The following is a 12,602-nucleotide window of genomic DNA, read 5'->3' as shown; positions in this document are numbered from 1 at the left end:
AGACCGTTGGAAATTAAGGCCATATAACAATGGATAAAAATGTATTCTTGGGTGGTGCTGGCGACGACTACAACCAGCCCCAGTCATTGAGTTTGAAATATGCCAACCGACATGGGTTGATTGCAGGTGCTACGGGCACTGGCAAAACGGTAACTCTGCAAATTCTGGCCGAAGGGTTTTCGAAGGCGGGCGTTCCTGTGTTTCTATCCGATGTTAAAGGGGATTTGTCCGGGTTGGCAAAGGCAGGCAGTGAAAGCCAAAAGCTTCATCAGGCGTTTCAGGATCGTGCTTCGCGCATCGGATTTACGGATTATGCATATGCCGCGTGTCCAGTGACATTCTGGGATCTTTTCGGTGAACAAGGCCACCCGGTGCGAACCACCGTGACCGAGATGGGCCCGTTGCTTTTGTCGCGCCTCATGAACCTGAGCGAGGCGCAGGAGGGAATACTGAATATCGCTTTCCGCGTGGCAGACGAAGAAGGAATGCCTCTGCTGGACCTTAAGGACTTGCAGGCGTTGTTGGTGTGGATCGGTGAGAACCGCGCGCAATTGTCATTGCGCTACGGCAACGTCTCGACAGCTTCGGTGGGTGCGATCCAGCGGCGCTTGCTGGTCCTTGAAAATGAAGGGGGAACAAATCTGTTTGGCGAACCCGCGCTGGAATTGACCGATCTGATGCGGACAGATGAAAACGGGCAGGGGATGGTGAATATCCTGGCTTCGGACAAGTTGATGGGGTCGCCACGCCTGTATGCTACGTTTCTGTTGTGGCTGCTGAGTGAACTCTTCGAAGAACTGCCTGAGGTCGGCGACCCGGATAAGCCGAAGCTGGTGTTTTTCTTTGATGAAGCGCATTTGTTGTTTGAAGATGCGCCCAAGGTTCTTGTGGACAAGGTCGAGCAGGTCGCGCGGCTGATTAGATCCAAAGGGGTTGGGGTCTATTTCATCTCACAGAATCCGGCGGACATTCCAGAGGACATTCTTGGCCAATTAGGGAACCGCGTTCAGCACGCCTTGCGCGCGTTCACGGCGCGTGACCGGAAGAACCTGCGTCTTGCCGCCGAAACATATCGCGAGAATCCCGCTTTTGAAACGGAAACCGCCATCCGAGAGGTTGGTGTTGGTGAGGCGGTAACTTCCATGTTGCAGAAAAAAGGTGTGCCCGGGATCGTGGAGCGGACCTTGATCCGCCCGCCGGCCACCCACTTGGGTCCAATCGCCCCGGCCGACCGAGAAGCGGTTTTGGCCGCGTCGCCCATGCAAGGCAAATACGGCGAGCTTAAAGATCGCAAGTCAGCCTTCGAAATCTTGCAAGCTCGGGCTGATCAGGCCGCACAAGCTGCTGCCGAAGCGGAAGAAAACGAAGAAAAGCAAACCTTGGCTGAGCGTGAATTTGCCACAGCCCGGCGCTATTCCGGCAGTCGGGTCGGTCGGTCGTCCTCGCGGGCAACGCGGCAGAAAGATACCTTCGCCTCAGCGATGAGCGAGGCCGTGATCAAAGAGCTGAAGGGAACAACCGGTCGAAAGATTGTTCGCGGCATTCTAGGTGGCCTGTTCCGGGCCAAGTAGAAACACGGCCCGGCGCGACTGTAGGATTTCGATTGCCGATCTTATTGATTCAAGCGGCGTTGGCCTTCCTGCCGGCAATAGTTGTCCGCTTCGGGTACGGACATTTTTGTGGCCGGGAAGTCGATGGCGCGGTCCCATACGACACGGTTCTGACGGTAAAGCTGACAGGTCACCTCACCCTTTGGCGTTTGAACCTTTACTGGTTCAGTCTCTAGATCTTTGGGGGATGGGATACATGCGGCGAGGCTGGCGACAACCGGCAGCACAAGGATACAGCGGATAAACGATGTTTTCATGTGTCGTCTTCTTACTCTTGAGGGGTGGCCTGACGTCGAAATATTAAGTGTTTGTTTGACCGTAGGGGTGACTTTGCGGAGATCGGGGGCTTGCTGGATGTTGATTTGGTTTAGTCAGCTTTGGCTTTTGAATCAATAAACTGATCCGTTACCTCGCCTTGGTCTCCGGATATACCCCTCATCCCAGTTTATTTCTCTGGGATCAGACCTCTTGGACTGAACCTGAGGACAATCAGCAGAATCAAACCCATGGTGAGCAGGCGCATATGCGCGGCACTTTCGATCAAATGCGACTTTAGCGCACTGCCGTCAGGCATCCCCACGGTAATCAGGTTCATAAGCCACAACCCGATGGGCTCCACCTGAACCCACAGGAACCAGATCAGAAACGCCCCTAGAACGGCGCCAAAATTGTTCCCCGACCCTCCTACAATCACCATTACCCAGACCAGGAAGGTAAACCGCAGCGGCTGATACGCGCTGGGGGTTAGCTGCCCGTCCAGCGTGGTCATCATCGCACCTGCGATGCCGCAGATGGCGGAACCCAGCACAAAGATTTGCAGGTGGCGGCGGGTGACGTCCTTGCCCATTGCTTCGGCTGCAACCTCGTTGTCGCGAATAGCGCGCATCATGCGGCCCCAAGGGCTGCGCAGGGCTTTCTGTGCCATCCAAAGTAGTACTAGCAGTACAATCAGGAAAAGCAGCGAATAGCCGAGTTTTACCGAAAGGGTCGAGGCGGTGACCGCATCCAAGCCGAACAACTCGGCCCGCGCGACGAAGCCGGGATCATTTTGCAGGTCAACCTCATAGCCAACGACAGGGGCAGGGCGCGGAATGCCGTAGACATTCTTGACGCCACGGGCCAGCCAATCTTCGTTTTTAAGGATTGCGATGATAATCTCGGCAATCCCCAGCGTCGCAATCGCCAGATAGTCTGATCGTAGGCCAAGCGCCGTTTTCCCGATCAGCCAAGCGGCCCCGGCAGCCAAAAGGCCGCCCGCTGGCCACGCCAGCAACACAGGCAGGTTGAGACCCCCAAGGTTTCCCGCGATAGCAGGGTCAATCGCTTCGACCGCTGCTGCATTGGGGTCGAAGATCGCGCGATAAAGAAAAAAACCGATGATAAGAATTGCGATGATCGACAGGGTCTGCATCCGACCCTTTGACATTTTCTGCGCGACGAAAACGGCGGCGACGACAGTCGCCGCGCCCAGCAGTAGCGCCAGCACGATGCCGTACCCGCCGGCCGACCATGCTCCGGGCGTCACCGGTGTAGATATCAAAACAACCGCCAGCCCGCCCAAGGCGACAAAACCCATCACGCCGACGTTGAACAGACCGGCAAAGCCCCACTGAAGGTTCACCCCAATCGCCATGATGGCTGAGATCAGGCCCATGTTCAGGATCAGGATCGCGGCGTTCCAACTTTGGGTAAACCCGGTCAGAAGGATCAAACCGCCGACAAGGACAAAAAGCAGCGTGTTTTTGACGGGCTCGCTCATACTGCTTTCCCCTTAAACAGACCTGTGGGTTTGAACAGAAGCACAATCAGCAAAATCACAAAGCTGACGGCGAATTTGTAGTCGGTGGACAGAAGCTGAACCAATCCAGATGGCTCAAGGTTTTCCGGTGCCAGATAGGTCAGCACCTTTTTCCAAGCATAGGTGATGGTTACCTCGGAAAAGGCGATGATGAACCCGCCAGCGATGGCTCCGATCGGGTTGCCAAGGCCGCCCACGATGGCCGAGGCGAAGATCGGCAGCAAAAGCTGGAAATAGACGAAAGGCTTGAAGCTCTTGTCCAGCCCATAAAGCACACCCGCAGTGGTTGCCAACGCCGCGACGAGGATCCAGGTAATCATCACCACGCGTTCGGGGTTGATGCCTGACAGCAGCGCCAGATCCTCATTATCGGAATAGGCGCGCATCGACTTTCCCGTACGGGTTTTGTTGAGGAACCAGAACAGCAGCGCCACGGCGACAACGGCGACAACAACCGTGATCGCTTGCGAGGTGCGGATGGCCAGCCCCTCATCAAGACCTGTCAGTGTTCTGAAGTCGCGCGCAGATATCAGGAACCGTGCCCCGTCCGAGAAACGCTGATCATCCGGACCGATGATGAACCGCACAAGACCGTTCATGATAAACATCACGCCCATCGACACGATTACGAGGATCACGGGCTTGGCCTTTTGTTCCCTGTAAAAGCGATAGACCAGACGGTCCGTGATCAGCACCAGAACGATACAGCCCAGAATGGCAATAGGCAGGGCGAGCAAGGCGGTCGGCAGTGGTCCGAAACCGATCCCTGCTGCCTGCAAGCCCCACGTGACCAGAACCGCGATCATCGCGCCAAAGGCCATCGTGTCGCCATGGGCAAAGTTCGAAAACCGCAGGATACCGTAGATCAGCGTCACCCCCAACGCGCCCAGAGCCAATTGGCTGCCATAGGCGATTGCGGGAACAAGAACGAAGTTGGAGAGCGCCACAAGGGCGTTGAGAAAGTCCATCACTTATTGACCTTACAATTGCCAAGGTGGGTTGTTGTAAGGAAAGTTCTGACATTCTGAGTTGTCAGCGAAGCTGGCCCGCCAGTTAGCGAGACGACAAACGATGATCGCCATTCAGAGCTTTCGCCAGAAGCACCTATACCCCAAAAATGGTCCTTATTCCCTCCGCCTTCGAGATCGTAAAGATTTCCCTCCAAGAACAGCAACGCGTTTGAGGTAACAATTTCGCTTGATGGGATCTCGTTAAACCGTCGGTCTAGTGCGGTCGCGTAAACCACAAGCTCACCTTTAATGCTGTCCATCTCGCAGAAATCGTCTAGGCACTTGGTCGGCATTTCGCATTGGAGTTCGATCGCGCCCGCATTCAATAGTTTTGGACGTAGTTTCTCGGAGTAGAAGTTCTTCAGCCCACCTTCCGCACTGGAAACGCACGGAAACAAAATAAGCGATAACAAGACAATAGCCGCTTTTGGCATCTTCACCCCCCCAAAAAACTCTTACGCACTTCGGGATCGGCCAGCAGTTCCTTGCCCGTGCCGGTGTACGCGTTCCGCCCCTGAACCAGCACATATCCCTTGTCCGCGATTTCCAGCGCCTGACGGGCGTTTTGCTCGACCATCAGGATTGGCAACCCGGTGCGCGAGACCTCAATGATCCGGTCAAACAGCTCATCCATCACGATGGGCGAGACGCCGGCGGTTGGTTCATCGAGCATCAGCACCTTTGGCTGAGTCATCAGCGCGCGGCCCACGGCGACCTGTTGGCGTTGACCGCCTGACAGCTCTCCGGCCGCCTGATTGCGCTTGTCGCGTAGGATGGGGAAGAGGTCATAGACCTGCTCCATCGTCTGGCTGATGTCGTCGCGGCGGATGAAGGCGCCCATTTCCAGGTTTTCCTCAACCGTCATCGACGTAAAGATATTCGAGGTTTGCGGCACAAACCCCATCCCTTTGATCACGCGGTCCTGCGGCGAGAGATTGGTGATATCCTCACCATCCAGCCGCACGCTGCCCGAGCGTACGTCCAGCATCCCGAACAGTGCCTTCATCGCCGTGGATTTACCGGCTCCGTTCGGGCCGACGATAACCGCGATCTCACCTTTGTTGGCGGAAATCGTGCAGTCATGCAAAATGTCCGGCCCTTTGCCATAGCCACCGGTCATGGTGTCGCCGATTAGGAAGGGGCCACCTGCAACCTTAAATGTTGCGCCGCTTTTGCGATGCGCGGGGGTCATGGTTCCGACGCCATGCGGATTGGTGATCGAGGCGTCCTTATTGCCCTTGTCGTCGTGATAAGGGTTGTCGGTTTTGCCAGCGGTCATGTTTGGGCCTCCAGCTTGTCTTTGTTCTTCAGGCCAGTGCCCAGATAGGCTTCGATCACGTGCTCGTTGGCCTTGATCTCGTCCAGAGTGCCTTCGGCGAGAACTTTACCCTCGGCCATGCAGATGACCGGGTCGCAAATCTTGCCAATGAAATCCATGTCATGCTCAATGACGACGAAGGTATAGCCGCGCTCTTTGTTCAGGCGGATGATCGTGTCGGCGATGGTCATCAGCAGCGTGCGGTTCACGCCTGCGCCGACCTCGTCCAGAAACACGATCTTGGCATCGACCATCATGGTGCGACCCAGCTCCAACAGCTTTTTCTGTCCGCCCGAGACCTGACCAGCTTTGTGATCGGCAAGGTGTTCGATGGTTAGAAATTCCAGAACCTCGTCAGCTTTGGCCTGCAACGCGCGCTCTTCGTTCGCGATGCGCTTGCGACCAAACCAGGTGTTCCAAAGCGATTCACCAGATTGCGCGCCGGGAACCATCATCAGGTTTTCGCGGCAGGTCATCGACGAAAACTCATGCGCGATCTGGAACGTGCGCAACAGACCCTTATGAAACAAGTCGTGCGGCGGCAGGCCGGTGATATCTTCACTATCCATGAAAACGCGGCCGCTGGTCGGTGGAAGTACACCCGCGATCACATTGAACAGCGTCGTTTTTCCGGCCCCGTTTGGCCCGATCAGGCCGGTGATCGAACCCTTCTGGATTTCCAGCGATGCTCCGTCCACCGCATGAAACCCGCCGAAATGCTTGTGCACGTCTTCGACGACGATCATCTTTTCCCCTTGCCGCCTTTCTTGGCGCTTTGTCCCGCCCCGTTTTCCGGGGTGCGGCCTTTTTTCACTGAAACAGCCCGGACACAAGGCCCGGGCTGCTTGTTTTTATGACTGTTGACGCCGGATCAACGGAAGTTAACGGTTTTGTTTTCGCCGTCGGTCACTTCGATCTCACGATACGAGCCGGCGCTTTCACCGGGGCCGATCAATTCAACGCCTGAAGCGCCGACATAGTCGATGTCCTGACCTGCCGCCAGCAATTCCAGACCCTTGGCCAGTTCTCCGGGATAGATTTTCTCGCCGGGTTCATTGGCAACTTCCATGATCTTTGCGCCGTAATCCGCCGGGTTGGTCGAACCCGCGGCCTGCATGGCCAGCATGAACAGGGCAGCAGCGTCATAGGATTCAGGCGAGTAGGGTGACGAACCGTCAAACCCTTCGGCTTCGGCCATCGCAAAGTACTTTTCAGCACCTTCTCCACCAGAACCGGCGATCTGACCGAAGGAACCGTTTAGGTCAGGTCCGACATTGGCAGGCAGCGAGTCGCCAATCATGCCACCGGGCAGACCGAACGTGTCGAACGCACCGCTGTCCAGTGCTGCCTGGATAATCCCCAGACCGCCCTGGTCCAGATAGCCCGCGACAACCAGAATGTCGCCACCGGCTGAGGCCAGCGCGCCGACTTCGGCCGAATAGTCCGCTTTGCCGTCTTCGTGCGCAGCGACGATGGTGATTTCACCGCCCGAAGCTTCGAAAGACGACTGGATCGCATCTGCAAGACCTTTGCCGTAGTCGTTGTTGGTGTAGGTCAGCGCAATCGAGCTGATACCGCGATCGTTCAGAATGTCTGCCATTACCTGACCTTCGCGCGCATCCGACGGAGCGGTACGGAAGAACAGTCCGTTATCTTCCATTGTCGACAAGCCAGGCGAGGTCGCCGAGGGCGAGATCATAACCATGCCGTTCGGAATTGCGACGTTCTGAAGGATTGCACCGGTAACGCCCGAGCAATCTCCGCCAATGATGCCGGCAACGCCGTCCGCGATCATGCGTTCACCGTTCGACGTGGCTAGGCCGTTATCGATGCAGCCGGTGTCGGCGCGAGACGCGGTGACTGTTGCACCGTCCAGAAGCTTGCCGGATTCGGTGACTTCGGCCATCGCCAGTTCAGCACCCGAACCCATGGCAGGTGCCAGCGATTCAATCGGTCCGGTAAAACCGAAAAGAACGCCGAGTGTTACGTCTTCGGCCATGGCTGTGCCGGCCAATAGAGCAGTTGCTGCAGTTGCAGTAAGCAGCTTTTTCATTAGGTTACTCCCATGTTGGAACATTTTCTTCCTGCTCAAGACCCTAGGCAAGCTGTCACAAAAAGAAAAGTCCCAACGAAAAAGTGTTTTTGCGGCTTGGAACTCTATCTGTTTTCATGACGCGCGCGATCGCGAAACTGGTTCGGAATACGACGGAGTGCTTTTATGATTCGGGTTTTTGTAATAGTGGGTCTTGCTTGGGCCGGAATCGCAAGTGCACAGAACGTGCAAACGTCGCAAGGGACGGTTGAGCTTACCGAAATGGCAAGTGGCCTCGATACACCTTGGGCCGTGGACATTTTACCCGACAACAGTTTCCTGGTGACAGAACGCAAAGGAGAACTGTTGTATGTCCGCGATGGAGTAACTCAGCGCGTGCGCGGCGTTCCGAAAGTGGCTCCGAACGGGCAGGGTGGATTGTTGGATGTCACCATCGCAAGAGATTTCGCGGAAACCCGCGAAATATTTCTGACCTTTGCAAAGCGCCAGTTCCGCAAAGCAGGGACCTCGCTGGCGGTTGCGCGCCTGTCGGAAGACGGCGATCGGCTTACCAAGGTACGCGTGATCTTTGAGGCCGTGCCCGGCGGTCGCACTGGAAAGCATTTTGGATCGCGCGTTGTGGAAGCTACGGATGGTAGCTTGTTTGTAACGATCGGTGACAGGGGTGACCGGCCTGCCGCCCAAGATACGACAAACCACATCGGATCGGTGATCCGCGTCAATCGCAACGGGACCATCCCTGACGACAACCCATTTGTTGATGATGACGATGTTCGGTCCGAGATCTGGTCGTTCGGCCATCGCAACCCGCAGGGGGCTGGTCTGGACGCCGAGGGACGTCTTTGGATTTCCGAACACGGCGCGAGAGGCGGGGATGAGATCAATCTGGTCAAACCGGGATTGAACTATGGCTGGCCAGTTATCTCTTATGGCGTTCATTATTCAGGTGAGAAAATCGGCGAGGGAACCTCGAAACCCGGAATGGAGCAGCCCGAGCATTATTGGGACCCATCCATGGCCCCATCGGGCTTGATGGTGTATTCCGGCAAACTGTGGCCGGAATGGACGGGTGATATCTTTGTCGGTTCGCTTAAGTTTGACTACATCGCGCGGCTCGCAGGATCACCGCTGCGCGAAGTTGAGCAAATCAAAGCCCCGGAAACAGAACGTGTGCGCGATGTCGTTGAGGCTCCGGACGGGTCGATATGGTTTATTTCAGTCGGGCAGGGCGCGGTTTACAGGATGACGCCACCTGACTTGGGCTAAGGGAGGCTCGCGGAACAGATAAGCGCGCGGTTTCATCGTGCCGCAAATCATCTTGAAGGCGCGCGTCCTAAAGGCTCTGTAAGTTTTTCTGAAGAACTTAAACTGACAACCTGTCGCCGTGCGCACCACGTTCCCGATACGGTGTGGTGTTGTAATGGGCCCGGTAGCACTTTGAGAAATGCGACGGGCTGGCAAAGCCGCACGCCAATGCCACGTTAATCACGCTCATATCGGTCTGCATCAGAAGATTGCGCGCTTTGTGCAGACGTAACTCCATATAATACCGCTTCGGCGAGCGGCTCAGGTAACGTCGGAAGAGGCGCTCAAGCTGACGCGTCGACATGCCGACATCCTTGGCCAGGATCGAAGGCGAGATGGGCTCTTCGATGTTCTTCTCCATCATGAGGATGACCTGACTTAGCTTCGGATGGCGCACACCGATACGGGTGGGGGTCGACAAGCGTTGGGTGTCCTGATCGGTTCGAATTGACGAATAAATCATCTGGTCGGCCACCGCATTGGCCAGATCTTCACCGAAATCATCAGCGATGATTTTTAACATCAGGTCGATCGAGGACGTGCCGCCTGCTGTCGTCATTCGATTACCGTCGATTTGAAACACAGATTTGGTCAGTTGGACCTCATCAAATTCCTCGATGAAACTGTCCGAGTTCTCCCAGTGGATGGTCGCGCGCTTGCCGTCCAAAAGCCCGGCCTTAGCCAATGAGTAGGCAGCCGTGCACAGACCACCGATGCGCAAACCGCGCCGCGCCTCGCGGCGGACCCAATTCAGCACCTTCTTTGTGGTCGCTGTCTGAACGTCCACACCGCCACAGATCAACACAACATCGTCCCGTTGCAGTTCGACCAGATCGCTGTCCAATGCAAAGGTTGTTCCGGCTGAGCAGCTTATGGACCCACCGCCTTCACCCATGAGTGACCACGAATAAAGCGTCTTGTCCGCCATTCGGTTGGCGATCCGCAGGCTGTCCAGGGCCGAAGCAAATGACAGCAGCGAGAACTTGTCCAACAGGACAAACACGAAGTGACGTGAGGTGGCTGCAGTGTCTTCCACCGTGACAACTTGGCGTTGCTCTTGCATGGCGAGGTGTCCTTGATTCGGCGCTCGACGGTTTTGTGTCGGCGACAACTTTGGCAGCCACCTTGACCAAAGCTTGTTTGCGACGTCAAGGGGCGCAAATCGTATATGGTCAGTCTTCAATGCATTTTGTATAGAGGCACCCTGAATACTTCAGCGGAGATCAAAGCTATGACTGAATGGCAAAAAACGAACTGGCGCAACAAGCCCCGGGTTCAGATGCCAGACTATACCGACGCGGCCGCACTGGCCAAGGTCGAGGCGCAGCTTTCGCAGTATCCCCCGCTGGTCTTTGCGGGCGAGGCACGGCGTCTTAAGCAACATTTGGGTGCCGCCGGTCGCGGCGAGGCCTTCCTGTTGCAAGGCGGGGATTGTGCTGAAAGCTTTGAACAATTCAGTGCCGATGCGATTCGTGACACCTTCAAGGTGATGCTGCAAATGGCGATGGTTCTGACCTATGGTGCCAAGGTGCCTGTGGTCAAAGTGGGCCGCATGGCGGGACAGTTCGCCAAACCACGCAGTGCCCCGACCGAGGTGGTGGATGGTGTCGAGCTGCCAAGCTACCGGGGTGATATCATCAACGAACTGGCGTTTACCCCCGAAGCGCGCATTCCGAATCCCGGCAAAATGTTGCAGGCCTATACGCAAGCTGCCGCAACGCTGAACCTGCTGCGGGCATTTTCGACCGGTGGTTTCGCCGATATGAGCCGGGTCCACTCCTGGACGCTTGGCTTCACCGATGAACAGGACGTACAGAAATACTCGGAAATCGCGGATCGGATTCAAGACACGATCGACTTCATGGATGCGGCAGGAATCACTGCTGAGACGACGCATGAATTCTCGACCGTAGAATTCTACACCAGCCACGAAAGCCTGCTACTTGAATATGAAGAGGCGCTGACCCGCCTTGATTCAACCTCGGGCAACTGGCTGGCAGGTTCGGGTCACATGATTTGGATTGGTGACCGCACGCGTCAGCCTGATGGTGCGCATGTCGAATTCTGTCGCGGTGTACTGAACCCCATCGGTCTGAAATGCGGTCCGACGACAACGGCCGAAGACCTTAAAGTTTTGATGTCCAAGCTGAACCCCGAAAACGAAGAGGGTCGTTTGACCCTGATCGCCCGGTTCGGCGCAGGCAAGGCCAGCGAGCATCTGCCGCGCCTGATCAAAGCCGTCAAGGAAGAGGGTGCCAAGGTGACTTGGGTATGCGACCCGATGCATGGCAACACGATCAAGTCGGCAACTGGCTACAAGACCCGTCCGTTCGAGTCCGTGCTGCGTGAGGTGCGCGATTTCTTTGGCGTGCATCAGGCCGAAGGTACGGTGCCCGGCGGCGTGCATTTCGAGATGACCGGCCTGGACGTGACCGAATGCATCGGCGGCGTGCGCGCAGTCACCGAAGAAGATCTGTCGGATCGTTATCACACCGCCTGCGACCCGCGTCTGAACGCCTCGCAGTCGTTGGAACTGGCGTTCTTGGTTGCAGAAGAACTCACCAATCTGCGCCGTGATCGAAGCAAACGCGAAGCCAGCTAAGGCACTGTGGCTATTTAACGAAAGGCGGGCAGGGATTGCCCGCCTTTTTCGTTTTAATCATCGCGGGACACTACCAGTCTCAGGTGAGACCTGGGGCGTTTGAACTCTTGAGGAGACTCGGCAAACCCGGTCGAAAGCTGCCGCTTTGGTCTTTTGGGCGCCTGAACGTCGGAAACAGCGCGCAGTTCTGCGTCTTGAATGGTGAAACGGCGGGGCGTTGCGCCGATCGCGCCATCACTCACCAATACTCCGAGAACACGGCTGACATCTCCAAGATCGCTTTTTAACGGCAATAGTATCATTCGCGCCTGTACTCGGGCGCGACCGAGTTTGCCTGCGGAGACAAGGTCAAATCCAGCGATGGCAGGCTGGGCAAAAACCTGCTCCAGCACATCAGAAATCTCCGAACGCGCACTGGGCTCAAAGAAGGCTGTCAGGGGCATGCCACGGACTTCCATGCCCGCAAGTTTGTTCAGATGACTGCCTGCAACACGGAACCGCGCCAGCCGCGGGGTGATCCGTTCAAGTATGAACGTGTATTCCAGGATATTCTCAAGCCCTCGCGGATCGATCTGGGATCGCTTGGGGATGCCGTCACTGGTTAGCAACGCGGTCCAGTAAGCCTCGGCCTGTCGGATGGGCGAAAGGCTGCGCCCATTGTCAAAACGATCCATTGTAACGATCTTTCCAGAATTCGACCCGAACCTGTTGCCGAAAAAACTATTCATTTTCATCACCCTAGCGTCAAGCGACCGCAATTTTCATAAAAAGCCAGACATCTGGATCATCCAGATCTGCCTTGGTCCAAAGTTGACACGGGTTGATTCAATTTTGGAGGAAATCTTTAATGAATGGTTAACTTCCGGCTGAACACGCAAATTCAGCAAAGGCTTGCCCTGCGGCCAT

At 56.1% G+C, this 12,602-nt stretch carries 12 protein-coding genes; 3 read left to right on the top strand and 9 right to left on the bottom strand.

All coding sequences use genetic code 11. From position 1 onward, the window contains the following. Positions 1-29: 29 nt before the first annotated feature. On the top strand, positions 30-1,571 hold the full coding sequence (locus ACXAET_RS04970; RefSeq protein ID WP_475182009.1) for a helicase HerA-like domain-containing protein: 1,542 nt from the start codon (positions 30-32) through the stop codon (positions 1,569-1,571). Between the two features lie 41 nt (positions 1,572-1,612). On the opposite strand, the gene ACXAET_RS04965 is transcribed toward ACXAET_RS04970, so the two are convergent. The 7 genes from ACXAET_RS04965 to ACXAET_RS04935 all read right to left on the bottom strand — a co-directional run bounded on the left by ACXAET_RS04965 (position 1,613) and on the right by ACXAET_RS04935 (position 7,789). Next, the gene (locus ACXAET_RS04965; RefSeq protein WP_224888972.1) at positions 1,613-1,867 is read right to left on the bottom strand and encodes a hypothetical protein; all 255 of its coding nucleotides are present in this window, start codon (positions 1,865-1,867) and stop codon (positions 1,613-1,615) included. A gap of 188 nt (positions 1,868-2,055) precedes the next feature. Continuing rightward, a complete protein-coding gene (locus tag ACXAET_RS04960) occupies positions 2,056-3,369 on the bottom strand; it encodes a branched-chain amino acid ABC transporter permease (RefSeq protein ID WP_475182003.1) in 1,314 nt (437 codons plus the stop codon). Beyond that, positions 3,366-4,376 carry a branched-chain amino acid ABC transporter permease gene (locus ACXAET_RS04955; protein ID WP_475181997.1) on the bottom strand — a complete coding sequence of 337 codons (1,011 nt, stop codon included), beginning with the start codon at positions 4,374-4,376 and terminating at the stop codon, positions 3,366-3,368. Before ACXAET_RS04955 ends, ACXAET_RS04960 begins: the two co-directional genes overlap by 4 nt. Then, positions 4,376-4,852 (bottom strand): hypothetical protein, encoded by a 477-nt coding sequence (locus ACXAET_RS04950; RefSeq protein WP_475181994.1) that lies wholly within the window; start codon positions 4,850-4,852, stop codon positions 4,376-4,378. Before ACXAET_RS04950 ends, ACXAET_RS04955 begins: the two co-directional genes overlap by 1 nt. A gap of 2 nt (positions 4,853-4,854) precedes the next feature. Next, entirely contained in the window at positions 4,855-5,697 is an 843-nt protein-coding gene (locus ACXAET_RS04945; protein ID WP_082677354.1) for an ABC transporter ATP-binding protein, read from the bottom strand. After that, positions 5,694-6,482, bottom strand: coding sequence for an ABC transporter ATP-binding protein (locus ACXAET_RS04940; protein ID WP_475181992.1), 789 nt, complete (start codon positions 6,480-6,482; stop codon positions 5,694-5,696). The genes ACXAET_RS04945 and ACXAET_RS04940 overlap by 4 nt, the downstream gene beginning before the upstream one ends. Positions 6,483-6,607: 125 nt before the next feature. Then, positions 6,608-7,789: an ABC transporter substrate-binding protein gene (locus ACXAET_RS04935; RefSeq protein ID WP_475181987.1), complete on the bottom strand. Its 1,182-nt coding sequence runs from the start codon at positions 7,787-7,789 to the stop codon at positions 6,608-6,610. A gap of 165 nt (positions 7,790-7,954) precedes the next feature. Here ACXAET_RS04935 and ACXAET_RS04930 point away from each other — a divergent pair, with 165 nt between their 5' ends. Then, positions 7,955-9,055: a PQQ-dependent sugar dehydrogenase gene (locus tag ACXAET_RS04930; protein WP_475181982.1), complete on the top strand. Its 1,101-nt coding sequence runs from the start codon at positions 7,955-7,957 to the stop codon at positions 9,053-9,055. 97 nt (positions 9,056-9,152) lie between these two features. Here ACXAET_RS04930 and ACXAET_RS04925 read toward each other — a convergent pair whose 3' ends face one another. Continuing rightward, entirely contained in the window at positions 9,153-10,157 is a 1,005-nt protein-coding gene (locus ACXAET_RS04925; RefSeq protein WP_475181980.1) for a GlxA family transcriptional regulator, read from the bottom strand. A gap of 168 nt (positions 10,158-10,325) precedes the next feature. On the opposite strand from ACXAET_RS04925, the gene ACXAET_RS04920 reads away from it, so the two are divergent. Further along, on the top strand, positions 10,326-11,696 hold the full coding sequence (locus ACXAET_RS04920; RefSeq protein ID WP_068331266.1) for a class II 3-deoxy-7-phosphoheptulonate synthase: 1,371 nt from the start codon (positions 10,326-10,328) through the stop codon (positions 11,694-11,696). A 53-nt stretch (positions 11,697-11,749) separates the two neighbouring features. Here ACXAET_RS04920 and ACXAET_RS04915 read toward each other — a convergent pair whose 3' ends face one another. Then, positions 11,750-12,424, bottom strand: coding sequence for a PAS domain-containing protein (locus tag ACXAET_RS04915; RefSeq protein ID WP_475181973.1), 675 nt, complete (start codon positions 12,422-12,424; stop codon positions 11,750-11,752). Between the last annotated feature and the right edge of the window lie 178 nt (positions 12,425-12,602).

This window comes from Ruegeria sp. AWH4_226, assembly GCF_056159225.1.
This window is presented reverse-complemented; position numbering and strand designations above follow the sequence as displayed.

Coding starts and splice junctions, on each gene's coding strand:
- ACXAET_RS04920 (WP_068331266.1), top strand. CDS start 10,326: ATGACTGAATGGCAAAAAACGAACTGGCGCAACAAGCCCCGGGTTCAG.
- ACXAET_RS04965 (WP_224888972.1), bottom strand. CDS start 1,867: ATGAAAACATCGTTTATCCGCTGTATCCTTGTGCTGCCGGTTGTCGCC.
- ACXAET_RS04935 (WP_475181987.1), bottom strand. CDS start 7,789: ATGAAAAAGCTGCTTACTGCAACTGCAGCAACTGCTCTATTGGCCGGC.
- ACXAET_RS04960 (WP_475182003.1), bottom strand. CDS start 3,369: ATGAGCGAGCCCGTCAAAAACACGCTGCTTTTTGTCCTTGTCGGCGGT.
- ACXAET_RS04950 (WP_475181994.1), bottom strand. CDS start 4,852: ATGCCAAAAGCGGCTATTGTCTTGTTATCGCTTATTTTGTTTCCGTGC.
- ACXAET_RS04925 (WP_475181980.1), bottom strand. CDS start 10,157: ATGCAAGAGCAACGCCAAGTTGTCACGGTGGAAGACACTGCAGCCACC.
- ACXAET_RS04970 (WP_475182009.1), top strand. CDS start 30: ATGGATAAAAATGTATTCTTGGGTGGTGCTGGCGACGACTACAACCAG.
- ACXAET_RS04940 (WP_475181992.1), bottom strand. CDS start 6,482: ATGATCGTCGTCGAAGACGTGCACAAGCATTTCGGCGGGTTTCATGCG.
- ACXAET_RS04955 (WP_475181997.1), bottom strand. CDS start 4,376: ATGGACTTTCTCAACGCCCTTGTGGCGCTCTCCAACTTCGTTCTTGTT.
- ACXAET_RS04930 (WP_475181982.1), top strand. CDS start 7,955: ATGATTCGGGTTTTTGTAATAGTGGGTCTTGCTTGGGCCGGAATCGCA.
- ACXAET_RS04945 (WP_082677354.1), bottom strand. CDS start 5,697: ATGACCGCTGGCAAAACCGACAACCCTTATCACGACGACAAGGGCAAT.
- ACXAET_RS04915 (WP_475181973.1), bottom strand. CDS start 12,424: ATGAATAGTTTTTTCGGCAACAGGTTCGGGTCGAATTCTGGAAAGATC.